The sequence below is a fragment of the Hymenobacter polaris genome, from assembly GCF_012927305.1.
GTDB lineage: Bacteria > Bacteroidota > Bacteroidia > Cytophagales > Hymenobacteraceae > Hymenobacter > Hymenobacter polaris.
Genome location: NZ_JABBGH010000001.1, coordinates 1,969,044 through 1,995,389 on the forward strand (window position 1 = coordinate 1,969,044; position 26,346 = coordinate 1,995,389).

The following is a 26,346-nucleotide window of genomic DNA, read 5'->3' on the forward strand; positions in this document are numbered from 1 at the left end:
CACGCCCTAAGCGACTAGTGCGCTTGGCCCAGCTACCCCCGTTTTGCTACCGCTTTTCAACCAATGAACTCCTTACTTAAAACACCTTTTCGCCTGCTGGTGGCCCTAGGGCTGGCCATGCCGGCCCTGCTGAGCCTGCCGGGCTGCGGCGGCAAGCAAGAAGAGCTGCCCGTAAACTCGAAGGATACCGAAACCACCTACCGCACCGATACCGTGCAGCTGCGCAACCTGGCCCAGGACCTGCGCTTCACGGGCAAGGTGAGCTACGACCAGCGCCGGGTGGACCAGGTGTTTCCGGTGGTAAGCGGCACGGTGCTGAACGTGAGCGCCAGCCTGGGCCAGTACGTGCAGCAGGGCCAGGCGCTGGCTACCGTGCAAAGCGCCGACGTGAGCGGCTACCTCAACGACTACAACGGCGCCAAGAGCGACTACGCCCTGGCCAAGCGCACGGCCGACAATACCGAGCAGCTCTACAAAACCAACTTCGCCTCGCAGCAGGACCTCATTGCAGCCCGCGAAGGGCTGGCCAAGGCGCAGTCGGCCCTCAACCGTAGCCAGCAGATACTCAAGCTCTACGGGGCCAGCACCGGCAGCACGGCCCAGCCCATCTACCAGGTGAAGGCGCCGGTGAGCGGCTACGTGGTGGCCCGCAACGTGAACCAGAACATGCAGCTGCGGCCCGATAACTCGTCACCCATCTTCACCATCTCGGACCTGAGCAAGGTGTGGATTTTGCTGAACGTGTACGAGACCGACGTGGAGAGCGTGAAAGTGGGCGAGCAGGTGGACATTCAGGCCCTGGCCTACCCCGACAAGAAGTTCAGCGGCACCATCACCAACATCTCCAACGTGGTAGACCCCGACACGCGCATCGTGCAGGCCCGCGTGGAGCTGGCCAACCCTGACGGCCTGCTCAAGCCCGATATGTTCTGCACCGTGTACCTGCACCTGACGGGCGGCGCCCAAAACCTGGCCGTGAACCCCAAGGCGGTGATTTTCAGCCAGGACAAGTACTACGTGGTGAAGCAGGACAGTCCCGGCAAATACAGCGTGGTGCCGGTGCAAGAGGTGCGCACTACCTCGCAGTACACCTACGTGAGCGGCAAGCTCAACCCCGGCGACCAGGTAGTGACCGAAGGCAGCCTGCTGCTCTTCAACGACCTGACGGATTAGATTTTTTAGTTGTCAGTGGCTGGTTGTCAGTTGGCAGGCCCTAGGGGCAGCCGCTGGCGCGGCTACCCAGCACGGCAAACCCAACGCCTCGGCTCGTGGAGCCTAGGCTGGCCCTTGCCCAATAACTGACAACTGACAACCAGCAACTGACACTTAACTAGCAATGAATAATTTCATTAAGGGGCTGATTGGCTTTTCGCTGCGGCACCCGTTTATCGTGTTCTTCGTCTCGGCCCTGGTGGTGGTAGCGGGCGCGGTAAGCTTCTACTACACTCCAGTGGAAGCCTACCCGGACGTGACCAACACCGAGGTGGTGATTATCACGCAGTGGCCCGGCCGCTCGGCCGAGGAGGTGGAGCGCTTCATCTCCATTCCAATTGAGACTGAGATGAACTCCATCTCGCACAAGACGGTGATTCGCTCGATTAACCTGTTCGGGCTCTCGTTCATCAAGATTGTATTCGAGGACGGCACCGACAACTTCAACGCCCGCATGGAGGCCGCTCAGAAGCTGGCCAACGTGAACCTGCCCGACGGCGTGGACCCCGAGGTGCAGCCGCCCACCGGCCCCACCGGTGAAATTTACCGCTACACGCTCACGTCCAAAACCAAGTCTTCGACCGAGCTCAAGACCCTAGAGGACTGGGTGATTGAGAAGAACCTGAAGGCCGTGCCCGGCGTGGGCGACGTGGTGAGCTTCGGCGGTAAGGTGAAGACCTATGAGGTGGCCGTGACGCCCCCTCTGCTGGTGAAGTACGGCCTCACGGCGCTCGACGTGTTCCAGGCCCTGCAACACGCCAACGTGAACGTGGGCGGCGACGTGGTGCGCGAAGGCCAGCAGGCGTTTGTGGTGCGCGGCATCGGTATTGTGAAGAATACCAGCGACATCGAGAAGATTATTATTAAGAACGTGAACGGCGTGCCGGTGCTGGTGCGCAACGTGGCCGACGTGCACACCAGCAACCTGCCGCAGCTCGGCATCGTGGGCCGCGACGACCACGACGACGTGGTAGAGGGCATCGTGCTGATGCGCAAGGGCGAAAACCCCGGCGCCGTGCTGCCCCTGCTCGAAGCCAAGGTCAACTACCTGAACACCACCGTACTGCCCGGCGACGTGCGCATTAAAGTCTTTTACGACCGCACCGAGCTGAACGAGCATACCTTGCACACGGTGAGCGAGAACGTGTTTCTCGGTATCACGCTGGTAACCATCATCCTGCTCATCTTTCTGGCGGACTGGCGCACGACCGTGACGGTGGCGATGGTCATCCCCCTAGCCCTGCTGTTCGCCTTCATCCTGATGCGCTGGAAGGGCATGACGGCTAACCTGCTCAGCATCGGCGCCATCGATTTCGGCATCATCATCGATGGCGCGGTGGTGATGGTGGAGGGCCTGTTTGTGATGCTGGCCCACTGGGCCGAGCACGAGGGCATGGAGAACTTCAACAAGCGCGCCAAGCTGAGCAAGATTTTGAAGACGGGCACCGAGATGGGCAAGTCCATCTTCACCTCTAAACTCATCATTATCACCGCGCTCATCCCGATTTTCTCCTTCCAGAAAGTCGAGGGCAAGCTGTTTTCGCCGCTGGCCTACACCATCGGGTTTGCCCTCCTAGGGGCCCTACTGCTGGCCCTCACGCTGGTGCCGGTGCTCTCCAGCATCTTGCTGAATAAGAACGTGCGCGAGCGCCACAACCCGCTCATCGAGTTTCTGAACCGCAGCTACGCGCCCATGCTCGACGCGGTAATGAACAACCCGCGCCGCTCGATGCTGGTAGCCGTGGCGGCGCTGTTCATCGGTATTGGCTCATTTCACTTCGTGGGCACCGAGTTTTTGCCCCACCTCAACGAGGGCTCCATCTACGTGCGGGCTTCCATGCCCTTGAGCATCAGCCTGGAGGATTCGTACCACTTCACCAAACAGTTCCGGCAGGATTTCGAGCAGTTTCCCGAAGTGCGCGGCGTCATCTCCCAAACTGGCCGCCCCAACGACGGCACCGACGCCACGGGCTTCTTCAACCAGGAGTTTTTCGTGGACCTGTACCCCGCCGACCAGTGGAAGCGCAAGATTACCAAGGACGAGCTGATTGCCGAGATGCAGCAGAAGCTCGACCACTACCGCGGGGTGGACTTCAACTTCTCGCAGCCCATCAGCGACAACGTGGAGGAAGCCGTGTCGGGCGTGAAAGGCTCGATGGCCGTGAAGATTACCGGCGACGACCTCAACTTCTTGGATAAGAAAGCCGACGAGGTGTACGCCCAACTAAAGAAGGTAAAGGGCATCGAAGACCTGGGCATCTTCCGCAACCTGGGGCAGCCCGAACTGCACATCACCCTCGACCCCGACAAGATGGCCCAGTACGGCGTAGACGCCGCCGACGCCAACGCCGTGATTGAGATGGCCATCGGCGGCAAGGCCGTGAGCCAGGTGTTTGAGGGCGAGCGCAAGTTCGACCTGCGCCTGCGCTACGATGTGCCCTACCGCAGCACGCCCGACCAGATTGGCAACCTCACCGTGCCCACCCTGGCCGGCGGCAAGGTGAAGCTGCTCGAAATCGCCAACATCCAGAATATCAGCGGTCCGGCCTTCATCTACCGCGAAAACAACTCGCGCTTCATCGCCGTCAAGTTCTCGGTGCGCGGCCGCGACCTAGGGTCTACCATCAAGGAAGCGCAGGCGCTGGTGGCCAAAAACGTAGCCCTGCCCAAAGGCTACGCCACGCAGTGGAACGGCGAGTTTGAAAACCAGGAGCGCGCCCAGCGGCAGCTAGCCATCGTGGTGCCTATCAGCATCCTGGCCATCTTCTTTATCCTGTTCGTGAGCTTCGGCAACGCCCTCGACTCGGTGCTGGTGCTGCTCAACGTGCCATTTGCCCTCATCGGTGGCATCGCGGCGCTGCTGCTCACGGGCGTCAACTTCAGCATCTCGGCCGGGGTGGGCTTCATCGCGCTGTTTGGGGTGGCTACGCAGGACGGCGTGATTCTGGTCAACAAGTTCCGCCACAACATGCGCGACGGCATGCCGCTGGTGCAGGCCATCAAGGACGGCGCCAAGTCGCGGCTGCGCCCGGTGGTGATGACGGCGCTCATGGCGTCCCTAGGCCTGCTGCCGGCCGCCATCAGCCACGGCATCGGCTCCGAAACCCAGAAGCCGCTGGCCATCGTGGTAATCGGCGGCCTCATCACGGCCACCATCCTGTCACTGCTCATTCTGCCTACCGTGTACGAATGGGTATATAGCAGCCGGCAGGAACGCGAGCGCCATCGCTAGCTAGTTTGGCGCCAGCCGGCACCCCTAGGGGTGCAACGGCAGCTACTACTTATATTTTTTTTCATAAAGCAGCAGCTTGGCGAGCAAATTAGCAGCAGCAGGCGAAAACCAGTTGGCTAACTATAAGACAATGAGAATCCCTCAGCACCCGGTGCTGGGGGATTTATTTTTGCGTGCTATAACATAATAATACAATTTTAATACAATTCTAATCTGTTCCTAACGTCTATCTAACCCGTTTTCAATGAGCGGGTAATGAATGTATAATTCTGATGAATCAAGTCCGATTTCTTCATGTTAGATTTGCTGGACTACATACCCTGCGAATTTTTATAAAAAGTGGTTTTTCTAGTTTTAGTGGTTTCCGTTTTCCGCGCTTGGCTGGCGGCCGCGGCCCGCACCCTACAGGGGCTGGGCACCTACGCTTTGGCGGCGCTGCTGGCCCTAGGGCTGGCACCCGCGGCCCAGGCCCAGACCCCCACCGCGCCCATCGACACGGTGCGCCTGACGCTGCCCGAAGCTGAGCAGCGCTTCGTGCAAAACAACCTGGAGCTGCTGGCCCAGCGCTACAACATCTCGGCCCAGCAGGCCCTGGCCATTCAGGCGCGGCTCATCGACAACCCCACGCTGTTTGTAGACCAGAATGCGCTGCAGCAAACCATTCACCGCCAAGATGCGGTGGGCACCAACGCCGACCTGGGCAAGACGCAGGTGGCGGTGCAGGTGCAGCAGCTCTTTTCGCTGGCAGGCCGCCGCCGCGCCGCGGGCCGCGCCCAGGAGCAAGCCGCCGTGGTCGAGTCGTTCAACCTGGAAGACCTGGTGCGCAACCTGCGCTACCAGCTGCGCACCACATTCTACGACATTTACTTTCGCCAGCAGACGCTGCGCGTCTACGACACCGAAATTCCGCAGCTGCGCCACACGGTGGACCTCTACCAGGGCCAATATGAGAAGGGCAACATCGCGCTCAAGGAGGTTATTCGCTTGAAGGCCTTTCTATTCACGCTCGAAACCGAGCGCGTGGGCCTCGTGACGGACCAGGCTAACTCGCAGGCCGACTTGCACATTTTGCTGCGCGACTCGGCCAGCACCGTGTACAAGCCGGTGGTAGATACGCGCCGCCTGCGCGACCTCTCGCCCGCTGCCTACCCCGAGGCCCAGCTAACCGACTCGGCCCTGGTGCGCCGCGCCGACCTGCTGGCCCGCCGCGCCGAGGTGCAGCACCAAAACCTGAACCTGCGCCTGCAGCGCGCTATTGCCACCCCCGACCTGGCCCTAGGCTACAGCTACGACCGCTTCGGCTCGTACTTCGATAATTACAACTCGCTGACCGTGGGCATTGCCGTTCCCATCTTCAACCGCAACCAGGGCAATATTCAGGCGGCCAGAGCCCAGATAAGCGTGGCCCAGGCCCAGCTGGCCCAGCGCCAGCTTACGGTGCGCCGCGAGGTACACGAAGCCTACCAGGTGGCCCTGCGCCAGGATGAGCTGTACCAGAACACCAACCGCGACACCACGCCCTTTTCGACCCTCATCGACAACATCGAGAAGAGCTACACCAAGCGCCTTATCAGCATTGTGGAGTACCTTGACTTTTACGAGGCCTATAAGAACAACGTACTGCAGCTGAATGCTTTGCGCGCCAATCGGATGCGTGCCTTCGAGAACCTGAACCTGACTACCGGCCGCGTTTTCTACCGGGCCGAATAGCGTCAGTCAGCAGCTGTTACTTATCATTCAACCGATAAGGCATAAGCTGGCGACTGGTAATTGATACCTGCTAATTGCTAATTGATACTTGAACTGATGTCCCGCTTTCCTTATTTTCTGCTACTGACCCTAGGCCTCGGCGCGTGCTCCAAGGCCGCGCCCGACGACGAGAACAAGCCGCCCGTAGCCAAACCGTTCAATCTTTCGGGCCAAACCTTGAAGGAGCTAGCCTTCGACACGGTGCGCCTGGAGCCCGTGCGCAGCGAGCAGGTGTACACGGGCCAGATAGTGACCAATGGCGACAAAACGACCAAGGTGTTTCCGCTGGTGGGAGGCGTGGTCGAGAAGCTAAATGTGGAGCTGGGCGACCACGTGAACAAGGGCCAGGTGCTGGCGGTGGTGCGCTCGGGCGAGATTGCCGACGTGCAAAACCAAAATAGCACCGCTGGCACCGACGTGGCCATCGCCAACAAAAACCTGGCCGTGGCCGAAGACCAGTTTAAAGCCGGCCTGGCCGCCGAGCGCGACGTGGTGCTGGCCCGCCAGGAGTTGCGTAAAGCTCAAAGCAACTTGGGCAAGACGACGAAGCAGTTGGGCATCTACGACGTGACGAAGGACGGGCACTACACGATTAAGGCCCCCATCTCGGGCTTCATCACCGACAAGAACGTGACCCAGGGCATGCAGTACACCACGGCCAACAGCGACCCCGATGGCTTCTTTACCATCGCCGACCTCGACCAGGTGTGGGTACTGGCCAACGTGTTTGAGGCCGATATTGATAAGGTGCGCGTGGGCTACCAGGCCGACATCACTACGCTCTCCTACCCCGACAAGCACTTCAAGGGCGTAGTAGACAAGGTGTTCAATGTGCTCGACCCCGATAGCAAAGCCCTGAAGGTGCGCGTGAAGCTAGCTAACCCCGGCTACCTGCTCAAGCCCGAGATGTTTGCCCAAGTGCGCATCCTCAATACTGAGAAAGCCAAGGAAATAGCCGTGCCGGCCGCCGCCGTGGTCTTCAACGATAACCGCTACTTCGTGCTAGTATACAAAAATGCCCAGAAAGTAGATACCCGCGCCGTAACGGTGACCAAAACCGTGGGTGACATCAGCTACGTGACCGGCGACTTGAAGCCCGGCGAGGTAATTATTACCAGAAACCAGCTGCTCGTGTACGACGAGCTAAATGATTAAGTAAAGGGAGAAAAAGGCGGTCATGCTGAGCCCCGCGAAGCATCTCTACCGCATCGTTGAACGAAATCTAAGCGGCGCGACAGAGATGCTTCGGCAGGCTCAGCATGACCGCCTTTTTATAGGCTATCACTAATGAATAAGTTTATCCAGGGCATTATTGCCTTTTCGCTCAAGAACCGGGGCTTTATATTTCTGCTGACCCTAGCGGCCGTGGTGGCTGGCTGGGTGAGCTACCGCAACACGCCCATCGAGGCGTTTCCCGACGTTACGAACACCGAGATTACCATCATCACGCAGTGGCCCGGCCGCTCGGCCGAGGAGATTGAGAAATTCGTGACCGCCCCGATTGAGATTGCCCTCAACCCGGTGCAGAAAAAAACCAGCGTGCGCTCGACCACCTTGTTTGGGCTATCGGTGGTGAAGATAATTTTTGACGACGGCGTGGACGATGCCTTTGCCCGCGTGCAGGTGAACAACCTGCTGGCCGGCGCCGACCTGCCCGACGGGGCCGAGCCCGAGGTGCAGCCGCCCTACGGCCCCACCGGCGAGATTTTTCGCTACACGCTGGTCAGCAAAAATAAGACGACGCGCGAGTTGAAAACCATCCAGGATTGGGTGATTGAGCGCAACATCAAGGCGGTTCCCGGCGTGGCCGATGTGAACTCGTTTGGTGGCGAGGTGAAGGACTACGAGATATCGGTGGACCCTAGCAAGCTGCAGGATTTTGGCCTTACGCCGCTGGACTTGTACACGGCCGTGCAGCGCTCCAATATCAACGTGGGCGGCGACGTCATCAACGAGGGCCAGCAGAACTACGTGGTGCGCGGCATCGGTCTGCTCAATAATATCTCCGACATCAACAACACGGTTATTAAAACCGTGAACGGCGCGCCGATTTTGGTGAAGGACGTGGCGCAGGTGCAGGAGTCGAATTTGCCGCGCCTGGGCAAGGTGGGCCGCGGGCTGAACGACGACATGGTAGAGGGCATCGTGGTAATGCGCAAGGGCGAAAACCCGTCGGAAGTAATTAAGCGCCTGCAGGATAAGGTAACGCTGCTGAATGAGAAGATTCTGCCGCCCGACGTGAAGATTAGCACCTTTTACAACCGGCAGAACCTGATTGACTTCTCGACTGAAACCGTGATTCACAACCTGCTCGAAGGCATGCTCTTCGTAACGGTCATCGTGTTTTTGTTCATGGCCGATTGGCGCACCACGCTCATCGTGAGCATCATCATTCCGCTGGCGCTGCTGTTCGCGTTTATCTGCCTGCGGCTGCGCGGCATGAGTGCCAACCTGCTGAGCATGGGCGCCATCGACTTCGGCATCATCATCGACGGCGCGGTGGTGATGGTGGAGGGCTTGTTCGTGGCCCTCGACCACAAGGCGCACGAAGTAGGCATGGAGCGCTTTAACAAGCTGGCCAAGCTGGGCTTGATTAAGAAGACGGGCCGCGATATGGGCAAGTCCATCTTCTTCGCCAAGGCCATTATTATCACCGCGCTGCTGCCCATTTTCTCGTTCGAGAAAGTGGAGGGAAAGGTGTTTTCGCCCCTGGCCTGGACCCTAGGGTTTGCCCTGCTGGGCGCGCTGATTTTCACGCTTACGCTGGTGCCGGTGCTGGCTTCTATTCTGCTGCGCAAAGACGTGCGCGAGAAGGACAATTTCATTGTGCGCGGCATCAGCAACGGGGCGCGCCGGGTGTTCAACTTCACCTACGCCCGCAAAACGGCCAGCTTGATTTTTGCGGCGCTGCTCGTGGCGGGTGGCATTGGGCTGTATGGCTTCCTGGGCACCGAGTTTTTGCCCGAGCTGAACGAGGGCTCGATTTACGTGCGGGCACAGTTGCCGCTCAGCATCGGGCTCGATGCCAGCAACAAGCTGTGCAACGAGATGCGCCGGGTGTTTCTGAGCTTTCCGGAGGTGAGCGACGTGGTGAGCCAGACCGGCCGCCCCAACGACGGCACCGACCCCACGGGCTTCTACAACAACGAGTTCCTGGTGCAAATCAAGCACACGGACGAGGTGCAGAAAAAGATGAAATCCAAGGTCTACCGCGAGGAGCTGATTGAGCACATGCAGGAAAAGCTCAACCGCTTTCCGGGCGTGGATTTCAACTTCTCGCAGCCCATTACCGACAACGTGGAGGAAGCCGCTTCGGGCGTGAAGGGCAGCATTGCGGTCAAGATTTACGGCACCGACCTGCGCATTATGGAGGGCAAGGCGCGCCAGGTATTTGAGGTGCTGCAAACCGTGGATGGCATCGACGACCTAGGCCTGCTGCGCAACATTGGCCAGCCCGAGTTGCACGCCGACCTCGACGAGCGCCGCATGGCCAGCTACGGCGTGAGCAAGAGCGACGCCAACGCGGTGCTCGAAATGGCGGTGGGCGGCAAGCAAGCCAGCCAGATGTACGAGGGCGAGCGCAAATTTCCCATTCGGGTGCGCTACGAGCCGCAATTCCGGCAAACCCCAGCCCAGATTGCGGCCCTGATGGTGCCCACCCAAAACGGCAAAACCGTGCCCCTCACTGAAATTGCGACCGTGGCGCCCGTCACCGGCCCGAGCCTGATTTATCGCGACGATAACACGCGCTTTTCGGCCGTGAAATTCTCGGTGCGCGGGCGCGACCTAGGGTCGGCCATTGCCGAGGCGCAGCGCAAGGTGGACAAGGTGGTGAGCTTGCCTAAAGGCTACAGCATGAAGTGGACCGGCGACTTCGAAAACCAGCGCCGCGCCTCGCAGCGCCTGGCCCAAGTGGTGCCCATTTCGCTGGCGCTTATCTTCTTCATTCTCTTCATCTTGTTCGGCAACCTCAAGGACGCCGGCCTGGTGCTGCTCAACGTGCCGTTTGCCCTCATCGGCGGCATTGCCATGCTGCTGCTCACGCACACCAACTTCTCTATTTCGGCCGGCATCGGCTTCATCGCGCTGTTCGGCATCTGCATTCAGAACGGGGTAATTCTCATCAGCGTGTTCAAGCAGAACATGGTACGCAAGATGAGCCTCGACCGCAGCCTCTCGGAAGGCGTGGCCAGCCGCGTGCGCCCGGTGGTGATGACGGCCCTCATGGCTATTATCGGCCTCATGCCGGCGGCCCTCAGCACCGGCATCGGCTCCGAAACCAGCAAGCCGCTGGCCATCGTCGTGATTGGCGGGCTGCTCACCGGCACGGTGCTCACGCTGTTCATCTTCCCGCTCATCTTCGAGCGCACCTACCGCGCCGAGCACACCCACTACACCGACGACCGCGCCACCCCGCCCGAGGCCGTGCTGGTACATTAGCAGGGCCCTAGGGCCACTCAGCAAGGCAAAGGGCTCCGCTTATCTTGCGGAGCCCTTTTTCCTTCTCTACGAGCATGCCCTCCTTTTTACGAATCCTCACTGCTGCGCTTGCCCTGACCGGACTGATTGCCCAGCCAGCCGCCGCCCAAGACAGCACCCTCACCCGCTTGGCCCGCCAGCACCTGTACCCGCTGCAAGCGAGCGGCAGCAGCTTTAGCGGCCCCGGCTGGGACCGGCTGCTGACCGACGTGCGTCAGAGCCAGTTCGTGCTGGTGGGCGAGTATCACGGCCTTGCGCAAATACCCGTTTTTGTAGCGGCCGTGGCGCGCGAGTTCAAGCCGGCGGTGTATGTGGGCGAGCTGGACCCTTACGTAGCGCAAAAAGTGACGGAGCTAGCTGCCCAGCCGGGTGAGCCGACCGCTTATCTGCGGCAGTACCCGTCGGCGCTGTGCTTCGCTAGCATGGCCGAAGAATACGGGCTGCTACGCCAGCTACGGGCGCAGGGCACGCGCCTTATCGGTATCGACCAGGTGTTTGCTGCCTCAGCCGGCCCGCTTTATGCGCAGCTGGCCCGGCTGGTGAAGCGCCGGGCGGCCCGCACTTACTTGCAGCACCAGGCCGCTCGCTACCAAGCTCAGGACCAGCTAAACCAGCAGCAGCATAACCAGTATTACGCCCTCACGAAGCAGACACCCGGCAGCATTGATAGCCTGCTGACCCTGACTAAAGCTGAAAGCCCGGCCGCCCAGCAGCTCGCGCAGGCCTACGCCACCAGCTACCACATTTATACCGGCCGGGGCGGCAACCACCAGCACCGCCTCGACCTGATGAAACGCAACCTGCTGGGCGAACTGCAACCCTACCAAACAGCCACCGGGCTGCAGACACCTCCCATGCTGCTCAAATTTGGTGGCGTGCACCTAGGCCGCGGCGTCAGTCCCATCCGCTTCGGCGAGTTTTATGACGTGGGCAATCTGGTGCAGAATCTGGCCGATGTGCAGCATAAAAAGTCGCTGCATGTGCTAGTGCTGGGCAGGCAAGGCTACAAGCTGGCCACCCTCAATCCAACCAATACCGAAAAGCTTAGCGTGCCCTACACGGAGGCCGACTACGACGACGAATTACCTATCAAAGCATTTGCCAACCAGGCATGCGGCCCCGCTTGGTCGATGTTCGACCTGCGCCCGCTGCGCGACGCGCTTACTGAGGGCAAGCTGCTGGTGCCCAACCAGTCCTTGCAGCGCACGATTATGGGCTACGACTACTTGGTGGTCATTCCCGAAACTACCGCCAGCCACGCCATGTAGCCCGGCGCCCCACCTACCCTAGGGCGGCTATCCTATAGCGCGGGTTCGCCTTGCTCGACCAGCGGCAGCATTAGAGTCACTGCGGTGAAGTCGCCCTCGCGAGCGTCGAGGCTGAGCTGGTCCTGGTGCGGCTCCACCATATTTTTGGCCATGAGCAGGTCTAGGCCCGTGCCCTTGGCGGTGGGCTTGGTAGTGAAAAAAGTGTGAAGAGCTTGGGCAATTCGCGGGCCGGAATACCCTTGCCGTTGTCGCGCAGGCGCACCATTACCTGGCCGTCAATTACCGCCGTGCCCACTCGCAGTTCGGGTACGAATCCCTTATTTTCTCACTTTTTTCGGCCAGCGAGTAGCAGGCTTTACTGCTTACGCGCTGCGGCCTTTTTGGCGGCCGAGGGCTTACCGGGTTGGCCAGAGGTAGTGGAGGGCGCCACCAGGATTTTGCCCTTGGGGTCGGGGCCGCTGTTGTGGCCTTGCCCACCCGAGCTGACGACCACTTTGCCGGCCGCGCCGTCGGCGGGTTTGCCGCCCGTTTTGGCGGGCGATTTGGTGCCCGGCGCCGGCTTGTAGTTGGGCGCGCTGCCTGTTGGCGAGCCGGCGCTTTGGGCGCGGGCGGTGCCGAGCGTAGCGGCTGCTAGGGCTAGCAGGAGAAGGAAAATTTTCATGGAAACGGAATAAATGGATGGCCGCCAGGACCGCAGAAGGGGATTTAGCCTTTGCTTACGGCGAGCTGGTCTTATGCGTTTGAGGCACCGGCCCAGGCGCCCACCCCCCCGGCGCGTAGCGTACTAGGCAGCTGCGCTCTAAGCAGTTGCAGCCAGCTTACTTAATTTAGTAAGCACCCCGCCTACCGGCCCAAGCGTTGCGCTCACCGCCAGCGCCACCCCAGGGTGGCGCCGCCGTAGTAGTTGCGACCCGCCGCGGGCTGGAAGTAGCGGCCCCCGAAGGCATTAAGGTCGTTGCCCAAGCTGTAGCGCCGGTCGCCGAGGTTCTCCACGCCGGCGTACAACTCGGCTTCGAGCCGGGCCCCTAGGGTGCGCCGCCAGCCGCCGCGCGCCCCAAACACCCAGTAGCCGGCCGCGTAGTCGGTGTTGGCGTCGTTGAGCGGCAGGGCGGCCTGGTGGCTCAGGGTGGGGCTCAGGTAGAACCCTAGGGCCTCGCTGAAGTCCAGGCCCGCGCTCAGGGTGTGGGGCGCCGTGCCAGTGAGGCGGTTGCCGTCGTAGCTATCGCCGGCGGCCGACTGGTAGCTGCCGAAGCGGAAGTGGTTGTAGGCGTAGCTGCCCCACAGGCGCAGGCCGGCCGGGGGACTCGGGCTGGTAGCGGGCGCGGCGGGCTGCCACAGCCAGCCGCTGGCCGCTACTTCGGCCCCGCGCTGGTGGGTATCGCCCGAGTTGGCAAAGAGCTGAAACCCTTGCGCATCGGTGCGCGACACGATGGTATGGCGCAGCTCGAAGTCAAACAGCGCCACGTCGAACGTGAGGCGGCCGCCCAGCAGCGTGCCCCGGCCGCCCAGCTCGTAGCTGAGGCCGCGCTCGGCTTGCAGGGCCAGGTTGATGCTGCCGTCGGAGGGGCGCAGCTCGGCCTCGGTGGGCGGCGAGAAACCGGTGCTCACGCTGGCGTAGGCCGACACCTGGCGGGTGATTTCCTTGAGCAGCGCCACCCTAGGCAGCACCTGGGGCCTGAAGTCCTGCTGCACCTGGTAGCCGCTGGGGTTGGTGGCGGCATTGCTCACGCGGGCCAGGTCGTAGCGCAGGCGGTTGTAGCTGAGCCCCACCGTGAGCAGCAGGCCCAGGGGCAGCTCGTAGTCGGCCTGGGCGAAGGCGAAGCCGGTGCGAGTAGTTATTTCGTCGTCGTAGCGCAGGGTGGTGGGCGCGCCACCCCGGCTGAGGTAGCTGCGCGAGTCGGTGAACGACGCCTGGAACTCGCCGCCGCCTTGCGCCCGCAGCACCCGCCCCCCTAGGGTGCCGCGGTAGCTGAGGGCCACCCGCCCCCCGCCGCCCAGGATGGCATCGCGCTCCCAGTCAACCAGATACGGCGTAGCTACGCGGGTGCTGCGCCCGTACACCGTGGCCGTGGTAGCCCAGTGCTCGCCCTCCCCGAAGCGGTACTCGTGGGTGAGCCCCAGCAGGCCGGTTTGCGAGGCGTAGCTGGCCTGCTGGGCCACGGTGCCGGGCGCCGCCGCCGTGCCGGGGCGGGCCTGGCGCGGGTCGGCCTCGACCTGCGCTCGCGTGAGGCCGCCCGGCAGCTGGTAGTAGAGGTCGGTATAGAGGGCGTGTACTTGCAGGGTTTGCCGCGCCGAGGGGCTTAGCTGCCCATCCACCGCGAATACGTCGCGGCGCAGGGCGCTCTGCGCGCGGTAGCCGTGCAGTTGCTGGTGCGCGTACTGGGCGCGCCAGTAGTCGCCGTTGGCCTGCGCCGCCTCGGCCGAGGCGGTGAAGCGCCGCAGCCCAAACGACCCTAAGGAGTAGCCCACCTGCGCCCGCGCCGTGCCGGGGGCCGGGCGGCGGTTTTCGAGCCGCACCACGCCGCCCGTGCCGGCGCCGTAGGCGCTGCCCGCCGGTCCCTTCAGCACCTCGATGCGCCCGAGCTGCGCGGCATCCAGGATGTTGAGGGCAGTAATGCCGTTGGGCTCGCTGAAGGGTAGGTCGAAGTAGTAGGTTTTCACGTTGCGCACCCCAAAGGGCGAGCGCAGCGCGCTGCCCCGGATGCTGAGGCGGTAGCTGGCCGTGGCGCGCTCCTCGAGCCGCACGCCGGGCAGCGTGTTCACGGCCGCGGCCAGCGAGTTCTCATTAAAGCGCCGGATGATGGTATTGTCCACCACGCCCACGCCGGCCGCTGTGCGCCGCAGCGGCAGCTTCAGCCCGTAGCCAACGACGGTGGCCGCCGGCAGCGCGTGGGCGTTGGTGGTATCGGCGGCGGAAGAGGGGGCAAGGGCCTGCGCCCCGGCCCCTAGGGGCAGCAGCAGCAGCCCAGGCAGCAAGTAGCGAAGCTGCATGCAGGAGCGTTGGGTGAGCCTGGCAAACGGCGGGGCCGGGCGGATAGTTTTCGGCAACGTGGGCCAGGCAGTTGGCTGGGCTATTTGGGGCGCGCCGGTGGCTTAAACGCGGCTGGCTGTGCGTAGCTTTACTGAAACTGTCTGGTAGTGCTTTTTTTTAGCAATAATTGATGAGCGAGCGCTGTTTTAGAAGAGTAGCCAGTGGCACTTTTCTCGCTGAGTTCCGCTAGCTACCTGCCCCTTTTCTCGCCCTTTCTATGCCCGCAGCGCTACTGTATCCTTCTCCCACCCCCTCTACCCCTAGGCCTTGCCCCCGCCCGGCTCGGACTGGCCGACGGCCGGCGGCCGGCTGGCTGCTGGCGCTGCTGCTGTTGCTACTCAGCGGCGCGGCCACCACGGCCCTGGGGCAAACCGCGCCGCCCGAGTGCAGCCAGGACGAGAAATTTGCCAATACCTGGTATTTCGGCTACAAGGCGGGGCTCGACTTCAACCAGGCCACCGACTCCATTCCGCCCAAGGTGCTGACCGATGGCCAGATGACGGCGCCCTTCGGCTCGGGCGTGATGTCGGACGGCAACGGCAAGATTCTGTTCTACAGCAACGGCGACACCATCTGGAACGGCAACCACACCGTGATGACCAACGGCACGGGCATGGGCGGCAGCCGGCTAGTCACCGACGGCCCCCTGCCCATCCGGCTGCCCGGCAGCCCGCCGCCCACCACGCCAGGGGCGGCCACGCGCTACCTCATTTTTACGCAGGACGCGGCCGGCGGCCCCAAGGGCCTGAGCTGGTCGGAAATTGATATTCCGGCCGGCGGGGCCAACAACAATGGCACGGTGGTAGCGGCCACCAAAAACACGGTGCTCACCCAGGGCACCACCGAGAAAATGACGGCCGTATTCCACAAAAACGGCTGCGACATCTGGGTTATCGTGCACGGCTGGGGCACGGCCAAGTCGGGCACCGCTAACCGCGGCGACGCCTTCCTGGCTTACCGCGTGCGGCTGGTGTCCGGGGCGGGCCTAGGCCCGGTGCTCATCGACGCGCCAGTTATCTCGGCCGTGGGCTCGCTGCACGCGGCCAGCGTGTCGCCGATGGGCTACCGCGGGCAGATGAAGGTGACGCCCGACGGCCAGCGCCTGGCCGTGGCCCGCTACAGCGAGGTGCTGGGCGACAGCAGCAGCACCGTCGAGCTATTCAATTTCGATACCAGCACGGGCCAAGTCAGTGCCAATCCGCAGGTGCCCTACATAGTGGACCACGGCGAGGGCAAGTACTACGGGGTCGATTTTTCGGCCGGTAGCAAGCTCTACGCCACGGTGATGAACCCGCCCAAGCTGCTGCAATTTGACATCAGCGGCCAGGGGCCGGTGAACAAGCAGAGCCTGCCGCTCAAGCAAACGACCCCGGTGAACCTGGGCTCGCTACAAACGGCGCCCGATGGCAAGATTTACGTGGCCCGCGAAAACCAGCCGGCCCTGGGATTCATCACCTACCCCGACTCGGTGGGTGCCAAGGCCCGCTACGCCGACGACAGCCTGACCTTGCAGCTGAGCGGCCGCCGCAGCGGCCTGGGGCTGGTCAACTTCAACCAAAGCTCGCTGCTGCGCGTGGGGCCCAGCGCGGAAATAACGGGCTGCCGACAAATCTCTTTTAAGGCCCCGCCCATTGATTTTGACAACAAAATCTACTCCTGGAAATTTGGCGACGGAGCTACCTCCTCGGAGCAGAACCCCGTGCACGTTTATGCGACGCCCGGCATCTACACGGTAACCCTGCGCATCTCAACCGATTGTTTCTGCCGCGAAAGTTCGGGCTCTATTCTGGTGCCAGACCTGCCCCAGCCGGGCAGCATCGGCAGCACCCAAACCCTGTGCAGCGGCACCCCGCCGGCGGCTCTTACCAGCACCGTCAGCGCGTCGGGCAATGCCGGCCTGCCGCTCGTTTACCAGTGGCAGACCTCCACGGACAATACCACGTTCACGGATATTGGCGGCGCTACTAGTGCCAGCTACACGCCCCCAAGCTCCCTGCCCGTTGGCACCACCTACTTCCGGCGGCGCGCCCAGCTGCTGCTGCCCAACCAATCGGGCCCTTACTGCACGCCCAGCTTTACCGCGGCCGTGGCCATTACGGTGCTGCCGACCCTAGGGCCCGGCAGCATTGGCACCGACCAAAACGTGTGCGCCGGCGCTACGCCCGCGCCGCTCACCAGCACTGCGGCAGCCACGGGCGGCAGCGGCACGTTTGCCTACCAGTGGGAGTCGTCGGTGGACAACACCACCTGGACGGCCGTCACCGGCGCCACCAGCGACACCTACGCGCCGGGCGCGCTCTCGGCCACCACCTATTTCCGGCGCCGGGCCAGCTCGGGGCCCTGCAGCGCGGTGTCGAACAGCGTGGCGCTGACCGTGCTGCCCGCCCTGGCGGCCGGCACCGTGGCCGCCAGCCAAAGCCTGTGCGGCAGCGGCACCCCTAGCCCCCTCACCAGCGTAGCGCCGGCCACGGGCGGCACTGGCGCCATTGCCTACCAGTGGGAGTCGTCGACGGACAATGCCACCTGGGCCGCCATCGGCGGGGCCACGGGCGCCGACTATGCGCCGGGCGCGCTCTCGGCCACCACCTACTTCCGGCGCCGGGCCAGCTCCAGCAGCACCTGCGCCCCGGTGTACGCCAACGTCATCACCATCAGCGTGTCGCCGGCGCTGGTGGCCGGCACGGTTGGCGCCGACCAGACCCTGTGCCCCGGTGCCACCCCTAGCCCCCTCACCGAAACGCAAGGCGCCAGCGGCGGCCAGGGCCTGCTGGCGTACCAGTGGGAATCGTCGCCGGACAACGCGACCTGGACGGCCATTGCCGGCGCCACCAACTTTGGGTACGCGCCGGGCCCGCTCACGGCTACCACCTACTACCGCCGCCGCGTCACGTCGGGGTCGTGCAATCCGGCGTATTCGCCGGTGGTCACGCTCACGGTGCTGCCGGCCCTAGGGCCCGGCAGCATCGGTACTGACCAAAACGTGTGCGCCGGCGCCACCCCGGCGCCACTCACTAGCACGTCAGGGGCCAGCGGCGGCACCGGCACCTACAGCTACCAGTGGGAAGCGTCGCCGGATAACATCACCTTTACGGCCATTGCCGGCGCCACGGGTGCTACGTATGCGCCGGGCCCGCTCACGGCCACCACGTATTTCCGGCGCCAGGTGGCTTCCGGCGGCTGCACCACCGCGCCCACCAATACCGTGACGCTGACCGTGCTGCCCGCGCTGGCGGCCGGCACCATCGCCGCCACTCAAACCATTTGCGCGAACAGTGCCCCTAGCCCCCTTACCAGCGTGACGCCGGCCACGGGCGGCACCGGCGCCATTGCCTACCAGTGGGAATTCTCGCCGGACAATAACGCCTGGGGCGCCATTGGCGGTGCTACGGACGTCGGCTACGCGCCGGGCGCACTGGCCGCCACTACCTACTTCCGGCGCCGGGCCAGCACGAGCAACGCCTGCGCCCCAGCCTATTCCAACGTCATCACCATCAGCGTGCCGCCAGGCGTAACGGCCGGCACAGTTGGCCCCGACCAGACCCTGTGCCCTGGCGCCACCCCGGCCCAGCTCATCGAAACCCAGGGGCCAGGCAGCGGCACCGGCACCTACAGCTACCAGTGGGAAGCGTCGCCGGATAACGCGACCTGGACGGCCATTGCCGGCGCCACGGGCAACACCTACGCGCCCGGCCCGGTTACCACTACCACCTACTTCCGGCGGCGCGTCACTTCGGGCCCCTGCGGCGTGGCTTATTCCAACACCGTGACGCTGACGGTGCTGCCCGCGCTGACCGGGGGCAGCATCGCGGCCGACCAGGCCATTTGCGTGGGGGCTACCCCTAGCCCCCTCAATAGCACATCGGGGGCCGGGGGCGGCACCGGCAGCTACCGCTACCAGTGGGAGTCGGCCGTGAGCGGCGGCCCCTTTACGGCCATCGCCGGCGCCACGGGCGCCAGCTACGCGCCGGGCCCGCTCACGGTCACCACGGCCTTCCGGCGACGGGTAGACTCGGGCACCGGCAGCTGCTCAGCCGCGATTTCCAACGTGGTGACGGTGACGGTGACGGCCCCGGTTACGCCCACGGTTAGCCTGGCCACGCCGCCCCAGCAGTGCGCTGGCACGCCCCTCATCTTCACGCCCGTCGTGACCAACGTAGGCCCGGCGCCCACGTTCCAGTGGTTTGTCAATAACACGGCCGTAGCCAGCGGGCCCACCTTCACCAGCAGCACGGTAGCTACCGGCGACCAGGTGCGGGTGGAAGTGACGCCCACAGTGGGCTTCTGCGTGACGACCTCGGCCGCGGTAACGGCCACCGTGACGGTGACGCGCACGCCCCAGCGCTCGCCCACGCTCGCCATTACCCTGCAGCCGGCCGCGCCGGTGTGCCCCGGCGAGCCGCTCACCTTTAGCGTGGGCACGGTGACCGATGCCGGCCCGGCCCCCACCTACCAGTGGCAGGTAAACGGCGCCGACGTGGCCGGGGCGACGGGCCCGGTGTTTACCAGCACCACCCTGCGCGACGGCCAAACCGTGACGCTGCGCCTGCGCACCACCGATGCCTGCGGCCAGCCCACGGCCGGCGTGTCGGGCGGCATAGTGGTGCGCCAGCTGCCGCCGGTGGTGGTGAGCGCCGGCCCCGATAAGGAGATTTTGCTGGGCAGCTCGGTGGTGCTGGAAGGCACCGCCGATGGCACCTACCCCGTGACCTGGACGCCGGCCCTCGGGCTGACGTTCCCGACCAACAACCCCCTGCGGCCCGTGGTGACGCCCACCGTGACCACCACCTACACCATTACCGGGGGCAGCGGGGGCTGCGCCAGCTCCGACCAGGTAACCATCACCGTGCGGCCGGGCATCCGCATCCCCAACGCCTTCACGCCCAACGGCGACGGGCGCGACGACACCTGGCAGATTGAGTTCATCGAGCAGTATCCCGAAAACACGGTGAGCGTGTTCAACCGCTGGGGCAACCGCATTTTCTCGGCCGAAAACTACAGCCGGGCCAACGAGTGGCGCGGCGACATCAACGGCCAGCCCGCCCCGGTGGGCACCTACTACTACGTCGTCGTCACGAAAGGTCCCCTAGGCCGCTCCTACAGCGGCTCGCTCACGGTACTCTACTAACCCCCAAAGCCCCGCGGCGCCGGTCGCGGCGGGGCCTCCTTTTCCCGCCTGGCTACTTAACAGCTACTCCCCGCTATGAAGCGATTTCTACCCCTAGGGCTGCTACCGCTGCTCTGGCTGCTGCTGGCCGCCGCGCCGGCCCTGGCCCAGCAGCAGGCCCAGTACAGCCAGTACATGAACAACAACTACCTGCTGAACCCCGGTGCCACGGGGGTGGAGGACTACATCGACATCAAGAGCAGCTACCGCACCCAGTGGGTGGGGCTTGAGGGCGCCCCCAAAACGTTTTACACCAGCATCAGCTCGTCGCTGGGCAAGTGGCGCAGCACGCCCAAGCGCACCATCCGCGACCGGCGCCGGCCGTTTCACGCGGTGGGGGGCCTGGTGTATCGCGACGTGACGGGCCCCACCAGCCGCACGGGCATCTACGCCTCCTACGCCTTCAACGCGGTACTGGCGCCCGACCTGCGGCTGGCGCTGGGCGCCTCGGTGGGCATGCAGCAGTTTGCCGTCGATGGGGCGCAGCTGCACTTCTACGACCCTACTACCGTGGCGGCCAGCGCCGCCTCGCGGGTACCCGATGCCACGGTGGGTTTGTGGCTCTACAGCTCCAACTTCTACGTGGGGCTGTCGGGGGCGCAGCTGCTGGGCAACAAGCTCAACTTCTCGTACGGGCCCAACCAGCTCGACGCGGGCGCCCCCGGCAACCGGCTGGCGCGGCACTACTTCGCCACGGCCGGGGTGCGGGTGCCGCTCAGCGACGACTGGTCGCTGGTGCCGTCGGTGCTGGTGAAGGCAGTGAACCCGGCCCCGCTCTCAGTCGATATCAACGCCAAGCTCAAGTACCAGGACTTGCTGTGGTTTGGCGCCTCCTGGCGCGTGAAGGACGCGCTAGTGGCTATGGTGGGCGTCACCTACGAGCAGTTCCTGATTGGCTACTCCTACGACACGGGCATCTCGGGGCTGAACGGCTACAACAGCGGTAGCCACGAGATACTGCTGGGCTTGCGCCTCAAGAAAAAGGCCCAGGTGGTGTGTACCAACCGCTTTTGGTAGGCGCCGCGCCCCTAGGGCCCCGGCGCGCGCAGCCCGCAGCTGCCTGAGCGGCGCTGCCCCTAGGCTACTTTTTGCCGGCCACGTGAATGGACTGGCCCACCAGCTTCCACTGGCCGCCGATTTTTTCCAGCATCCGAACCTCTGACGAGTAGCTCTTGGTGCCGTCCTTGGCCGTCGATACCTCGTCGTGGCTCACCCAGGCCGCGTTGCCCTGAATGCTCATCTGGTAGTGCGAGTTTACGGCCGCGCCGCCCTTGCCCATGGTATTGGGCGGCGGGCTCACCATGAACGCGGGCGGCACGTCAAGCACCTTGCCGTCGCCCGTCGAGATGAGAATGCGGCTGTAGGGCCGCACCTGCCAGCACTGCGTGTGGCCCGCCACGTCGCCCGCCCGCCACGTGGCCGATTCCCTTTCGAGCACTTGCTTAATGGCCGTAGAGTCGGGCAGGGTTTGGCCGTAGCTGGCCAGGGCGGAACCCAGGAGCAGCCCCGTTACGGAGAGTAGCTTCATGCGGCGCAATGCGGGGAGGGAGAGTGGGCGGGCAAGGTACGCCAGCGGCGCGAATTAATGAATTCATCGGCTACTCATTACCTTTAGTGCCAGGCCCTTATTCAAGGGTTTGCCACCTCTTTTCCCGCCCCGTTATGAAAAACCGAGTAGTCAGTTTGCTGCTGCTAGCCCCCGGCCTAGCTGCTGCGCAAGCGCCTGCGCCCACCACCTACCCCTACGCAGTAAAGGGCAAAATCGGACAGCTTAGCGTGCCAGCTAAGGTATACTTAATCGATGGTATAAAAGCCATCGACTCGGCCTCAGTAAAGCAGGGGCGGTTTGAGTTGAAAGGCATTACCGGGTATCCGCATTCGGCCACGCTGGTGCTCGAGCGCCAGGGCCGTCTGCAATCGGGCATGCGCGAGATGATGATGGGTGGTAAAATGCGCAAGTATTATTTCGAGTCGCCCGACCGTATTCGCCTGTTTCTGGAGCCCCGCCCGGTAATCGTTACAAGCATCGATTCAATGCGCACGGCCCGCATAACTGGCAGCGCGCTCACGGCCAACTATCAGCAACTGCATAAGGCCATCAAGCCTGCAGATGCCAAACTCAGCACCGCCAAATCGCAGGCGCAATTCAACGGTTTCAGCAAGGAGCTTGCGCAGGCTTACTATTCATTCATAAAAACTCATCCTACCTCTTGGGTAAGTTTGGAGGCCCTGGAGCAGGCACACACGTGGCATAAGCCCGAATACGCCGAGGTGGCGCCGCTCTACGCCTCCCTCACCCCGGCCCAGCAAGCCAGCCCACCCGGCAAATACTACGGCGAGATGCTAGCGGGCCTCAAGAACTCAGCCCTAGGGGCCGAGGCGCCCGCCTTTACGCAGCAAACGCCCGAGGGCAAGCCGGTGTCGCTGGCCGACTACCGGGGCAAGTACGTGCTGGTTGATTTCTGGGCCAGCTGGTGCACACCCTGCCGCGCCGAAAACCCGGCCGTGCTCAAAGCCTACAACGCCTTCAAGGACCGCAACTTTGAGGTACTAGGCGTGTCGCTGGACGAGGAAAAAACGCGCGCCGCCTGGGTGAAAGCCATTGCCGACGACCACATGCCGTGGACGCAAGTATCGGACCTGCACGGCTTCGATAGCGCCGCGGCCCAGCAGTACGGCGTGAAGTCCATCCCCCAAAACTTCCTGGTAGACCCCAGCGGCAAAATCGTGGCCAGCAACCTGCGCGGCGAGGACCTGGAGGCTACGCTGGCTAAGTTTATCAAGTAAGCCCTTATAGTAACTGATAAAACAGGCGGTCATGCTGAGCTTGTCGAAGCATCTCTACTACGTGAGTAAACCTAATGTCAGGAATTACCTACGCGGTAGAGATGCTTCGACAAGCTCAGCATGACCGCCTGTTTTATTGCCTACAGACCCTAGGGCTCCGCTCCTACTCGTCTTCGTAGTCGAGCCCCAGGCAGCTAGTAAGCGCCTGCTGAATTTCGGCAGCGGCGTGCAGCTGGCCGGCTTTGCGGGCCACTACTAGGCCCTTGCGGTATACCTGCTCGGCCTCGTCCTTCTTGCCGAAGCCTTCGAGCAGCTTGCCGGCGTGGTAGTAGGTGCCCACGTAGTCGGGGTGCTCAGTGAGGAGCTTTTCGTAATACTCCCAGGCCTTTTTGGGGTCGTCGGCGCGGTACTCGGTGGCCAGGGCGTAAATCGTGAAGGGGTCGGTGGGGTCTTGCTGGTAGAAAACCAGCAGTTGGTCGAGGCGGCTCGGGGTAGGCATGGGCACGGGGGCTATCTTTGGGGCAAAGTTGCGCCCTAAGGCCGGTTTTCTTCGGGAAACCAGTCCGCGCAACCTTTTGCGGCTTGGCAACTGTTATGCAAGCCGACTACTTTTGCTACGTCTTCTCACCCAACCCTAGCCTAATGAAGTTTCTGGTTTGCATTGCCAACGTGCCCGACACGACCACCAAAATCACCTTCACCCCCGACAACAAGGAGTTCAACAAGGCCGGGGTGCAGTTCGTGATTAACCCCTGGGATGAATACGCCCTGACCCGCGCCATCGAGCTGAAGGAAGCCAACGCCGGCAGCACCGTGACGGTGCTCAACGTGGGCGAGGCCGACACCGAGTCCAACATCCGCAAGGCCCTGGCCATTGGCGCCGACGACGCCATTCGGGTGAACGCGGCCCCTAAGGACGCCTTTTTCGTGGCCGAGCAGATTGCGGCCGTGGCCAAAGACGGCGGCTACGACGTGATTTTGATGGGCAAGGAGAGCATCGACTACAACGGCTTCCAGGTGCACGGCATGGTGGGTGAGCTGCTGGGCATCCCCACGGTGGCCCCGGCCATGAAGCTAGACCTGAGCGGCACCAGCGCCACGCTGGAGCGCGAAATTGAGGGTGGCAAGGAGGTAGTGCAGGTGCAAACGCCCTTCGTAGCCAGCTGCCAGCAGCCCATGTGCGAGCCCCGCATCCCCAACATGCGCGGCATCATGACGGCCCGCACCAAGCCCCTGAAAGTGGTGCCCGCCACCGGCGCCAACGCCCGCACCCAGGTGCTGGAGTTTGCCCTGCCCCCCAAGAAGCAAGGCGTGAAGCTGGTGCCCGCCGAAACCGCCGGCGACCTCATCAAGCTGCTCCGCAACGAAGCCAAAGTCATTTAATTGAGTTATGAATTAAAAATTATGAGTTATGAATGGGGCCGTCAGCGTCGCGTTTTAGGCGCTCAGAGTAGCAACCAGCCTTTCGTAACTCATAATCAGTCAATTCATAATTTTTAATTCATAATTCATAATTCAAAGAGATGTCCGTTTTAGTAGTAGTTGAGTGCGATAAGGGCGAGGTGAAGAAATCCTCGCTTGAAGTAGCCACCTATGGCGCCCAAGTGGCCGCCCAGCTGGGTACCACCGCCACGGCCATTGCCGTGGGCGAAGCCACCGAGGCCAACCTGGCTAAGCTCGGCGAGCAGGGCATCACGAAGGTGCTCTACGACAAGGAGCCGCGCCTGAAGGACTTCGTGAACAATGCCTACACCAAGCTCATTGCCACGGCGGCCCAGCAGGAAGACGCCAAGGTAATCGTGCTGGCCAACAGCAACATCGGCGCGGCCGTGGGCTCGCGCCTGGCCGTGCGCCTAGGGGCCTCGCTGGCTACCAACGTGGTGGAGCTGCCCCGCACCGACGGCGGCCAGTTTGTGGTGAAGCGCGGCGCCTTCTCGGGCAAGGCCTTTGCCGACGTGGTGCTGAGCGGCGACAAGAAGATTGTGGCCGTGAAAAAGAACTCCATAGAGGCCCAGCACGCCGCCGGCAAAACCGCCGAGGTGGCAGCCTTCTCGGCCCAGCTTACCGACGCCGACTTTGCCGACGCGCCCAAGCAGGTGATTATGCAAGACCAGGCCGGCGGCGTGCTGCTGCCCGAGGCCGAGCGCGTGGTGAGCGGCGGCCGCGGCATGAAGGGCCCCGAAAACTGGGGCCTCATCGAGGACCTAGCCAAGGCCCTAGGGGCCGCCACTGCCTGCTCGAAGCCGGTGAGCGACGTGGACTGGCGCCCCCACCACGAGCACGTGGGCCAAACCGGCATCACCGTGTCGCCCAACCTGTACATCGCCTGCGGCATCTCGGGCGCCATTCAGCACCTGGCGGGCGTCAACTCGTCGAAGGTGATTGTGGTTATCAACAAAGACCCCGAAGCGCCCTTCTTCAAAGCCGCTGACTACGGCATCGTGGGCGACGTAATGGATGTGCTGCCCAAGCTGACGGCCGCCGTGAAGGAGCTGGGCTAGGTTGACGGCCTAGGCTAACAGAACGTCATGCTGAGCTTGCCGAAGTATCTCTACTGCATAATCATAATGGCGTGGTAGAGATGCTCCGGCAAGCTCAGCATGACGTTCTGGATTTTAAGGCCTTACTCCAGGCAACCCTACGTTCATCTTTTTTGCTTTTCGGCCCCTAGGCGAATTTTTCCCTGCCTGTTCCGGCCTTTGTCGCTTAATTTGTCGTAAAGAAAGTTTCCTACCGTTTCCCCGGACTTCTGCGTCCCCGCGACCCTTGAAAAAAATACCGCTCGAAATTCTGGGCTTGTCGTCTTCCCAGTCGCAATCTGGCTCGTTTGCCCTTATTCTGGGCGAGAAGCACGGCAACCGTCGTCTGCCGATTATCATCGGTATGTTTGAGGCTCAGAGCATTGCGATTCAGATTGAGAAAATCAGTCCCAATCGGCCCCTCACCCACGACCTGTTCAAGGCCTTTGCCGAGCACGTGCACGTGGCCATTCTCGAAGTCATTATCTCCGACCTCAAAGAAGGCGTCTTTTACTCGCGCATCGTGTGCTCCGACGGGGCCACCACCTTCGAAATCGACGCCCGCCCCTCCGACGCCATTGCCATTGGCCTGCGCTTCGGCGTGCCCATCTTCACTGTCGAGAGCGTGCTGAGCGAAGCCGGCATCATTCTCTCGGACCTCGACGAGAACAGCGAGGAGGAAGAAGATGAGGACGACCGCGACGACGAAGACGAGGACGAAAACCAGGCGGCGCCCGCGGCCAAGGCCGCCGAAACCCGCGAGCCCAGCGGCCAGGTGTCGCTCGATGAGCTAACCAAAATGCTGGCGCAAGCGCTCGAAAAAGAAGACTACGAGAAAGCCGCCAAAATTCGCGACGAGCTAAACAAGCGCAACGGGTAAGCCCCTAGCCCCCTTTAGCAAGTCC

The 26,346-nt window shown here is 62.9% G+C and carries 16 protein-coding genes; 12 read left to right on the forward strand and 4 right to left on the reverse strand.

The window, feature by feature from the left end:
• Window positions 1-63 precede the first annotated feature (63 nt).
• The 6 genes from HHL22_RS08490 (at window position 64) to HHL22_RS08515 (ending at window position 11,940) form a co-directional block, all read left to right on the forward strand.
• Entirely contained in the window at window positions 64-1,173 is a 1,110-nt protein-coding gene (locus HHL22_RS08490) for an efflux RND transporter periplasmic adaptor subunit (RefSeq protein WP_169530488.1), read from the forward strand.
• 163 nt (window positions 1,174-1,336) lie between these two features.
• Window positions 1,337-4,444 (forward strand): efflux RND transporter permease subunit, encoded by a 3,108-nt coding sequence (locus HHL22_RS08495; RefSeq protein ID WP_169530489.1) that lies wholly within the window; start codon window positions 1,337-1,339, stop codon window positions 4,442-4,444.
• 357 nt (window positions 4,445-4,801) lie between these two features.
• Entirely contained in the window at window positions 4,802-6,154 is a 1,353-nt protein-coding gene (locus HHL22_RS08500) for a TolC family protein (RefSeq protein ID WP_169530490.1), read from the forward strand.
• Between the two features lie 96 nt (window positions 6,155-6,250).
• A complete protein-coding gene (locus HHL22_RS08505) occupies window positions 6,251-7,348 on the forward strand; it encodes an efflux RND transporter periplasmic adaptor subunit (RefSeq protein WP_169530491.1) in 1,098 nt (365 codons plus the stop codon).
• Window positions 7,349-7,480: 132 nt separating this feature from the next.
• Window positions 7,481-10,633: an efflux RND transporter permease subunit gene (locus tag HHL22_RS08510; RefSeq protein WP_169530492.1), complete on the forward strand. Its 3,153-nt coding sequence runs from the start codon at window positions 7,481-7,483 to the stop codon at window positions 10,631-10,633.
• 74 nt (window positions 10,634-10,707) lie between these two features.
• Window positions 10,708-11,940, forward strand: coding sequence for a hypothetical protein (locus HHL22_RS08515; protein ID WP_169530493.1), 1,233 nt, complete (start codon window positions 10,708-10,710; stop codon window positions 11,938-11,940).
• Between the two features lie 355 nt (window positions 11,941-12,295).
• On the opposite strand, the gene HHL22_RS08520 is transcribed toward HHL22_RS08515, so the two are convergent.
• Both HHL22_RS08520 and HHL22_RS08525 read right to left on the reverse strand, forming a co-directional pair.
• On the reverse strand, window positions 12,296-12,601 hold the full coding sequence (locus HHL22_RS08520) for a hypothetical protein (protein ID WP_169530494.1): 306 nt from the start codon (window positions 12,599-12,601) through the stop codon (window positions 12,296-12,298).
• A gap of 203 nt (window positions 12,602-12,804) precedes the next feature.
• Complete coding sequence (locus HHL22_RS08525; RefSeq protein ID WP_169530495.1) at window positions 12,805-14,931, reverse strand: TonB-dependent receptor family protein; 2,127 nt, start codon at window positions 14,929-14,931, stop codon at window positions 12,805-12,807.
• Between the two features lie 257 nt (window positions 14,932-15,188).
• Here HHL22_RS08525 and HHL22_RS24365 point away from each other — a divergent pair, with 257 nt between their 5' ends.
• Both HHL22_RS24365 and HHL22_RS08535 read left to right on the forward strand, forming a co-directional pair.
• On the forward strand, window positions 15,189-20,096 hold the full coding sequence (locus HHL22_RS24365; RefSeq protein WP_169530496.1) for a T9SS type B sorting domain-containing protein: 4,908 nt from the start codon (window positions 15,189-15,191) through the stop codon (window positions 20,094-20,096).
• Window positions 20,097-20,171: 75 nt separating this feature from the next.
• Window positions 20,172-21,152, forward strand: coding sequence for a PorP/SprF family type IX secretion system membrane protein (locus HHL22_RS08535; RefSeq protein ID WP_169530497.1), 981 nt, complete (start codon window positions 20,172-20,174; stop codon window positions 21,150-21,152).
• 64 nt (window positions 21,153-21,216) lie between these two features.
• Here the strand turns inward: HHL22_RS08535 and HHL22_RS08540 are convergent, their stop codons facing one another.
• The gene (locus HHL22_RS08540) at window positions 21,217-21,663 is read right to left on the reverse strand and encodes an endo-arabinase (protein ID WP_169530498.1); all 447 of its coding nucleotides are present in this window, start codon (window positions 21,661-21,663) and stop codon (window positions 21,217-21,219) included.
• Between the two features lie 134 nt (window positions 21,664-21,797).
• On the opposite strand from HHL22_RS08540, the gene HHL22_RS08545 reads away from it, so the two are divergent.
• Entirely contained in the window at window positions 21,798-22,922 is a 1,125-nt protein-coding gene (locus HHL22_RS08545) for a TlpA disulfide reductase family protein (protein ID WP_169530499.1), read from the forward strand.
• 163 nt (window positions 22,923-23,085) lie between these two features.
• On the opposite strand, the gene HHL22_RS08550 is transcribed toward HHL22_RS08545, so the two are convergent.
• Window positions 23,086-23,421 carry a tetratricopeptide repeat protein gene (locus HHL22_RS08550; protein ID WP_169530500.1) on the reverse strand — a complete coding sequence of 112 codons (336 nt, stop codon included), beginning with the start codon at window positions 23,419-23,421 and terminating at the stop codon, window positions 23,086-23,088.
• Window positions 23,422-23,564: 143 nt separating this feature from the next.
• Here HHL22_RS08550 and HHL22_RS08555 point away from each other — a divergent pair, with 143 nt between their 5' ends.
• The 3 genes from HHL22_RS08555 (at window position 23,565) to HHL22_RS08565 (ending at window position 26,321) form a co-directional block, all read left to right on the forward strand.
• The gene (locus HHL22_RS08555; RefSeq protein ID WP_169530501.1) at window positions 23,565-24,305 is read left to right on the forward strand and encodes an electron transfer flavoprotein subunit beta/FixA family protein; all 741 of its coding nucleotides are present in this window, start codon (window positions 23,565-23,567) and stop codon (window positions 24,303-24,305) included.
• A 140-nt stretch (window positions 24,306-24,445) separates the two neighbouring features.
• Window positions 24,446-25,423, forward strand: coding sequence for an electron transfer flavoprotein subunit alpha/FixB family protein (locus HHL22_RS08560; RefSeq protein WP_169530502.1), 978 nt, complete (start codon window positions 24,446-24,448; stop codon window positions 25,421-25,423).
• Window positions 25,424-25,688: 265 nt separating this feature from the next.
• Complete coding sequence (locus tag HHL22_RS08565; protein ID WP_169530503.1) at window positions 25,689-26,321, forward strand: bifunctional nuclease family protein; 633 nt, start codon at window positions 25,689-25,691, stop codon at window positions 26,319-26,321.
• Window positions 26,322-26,346 lie beyond the last annotated feature (25 nt).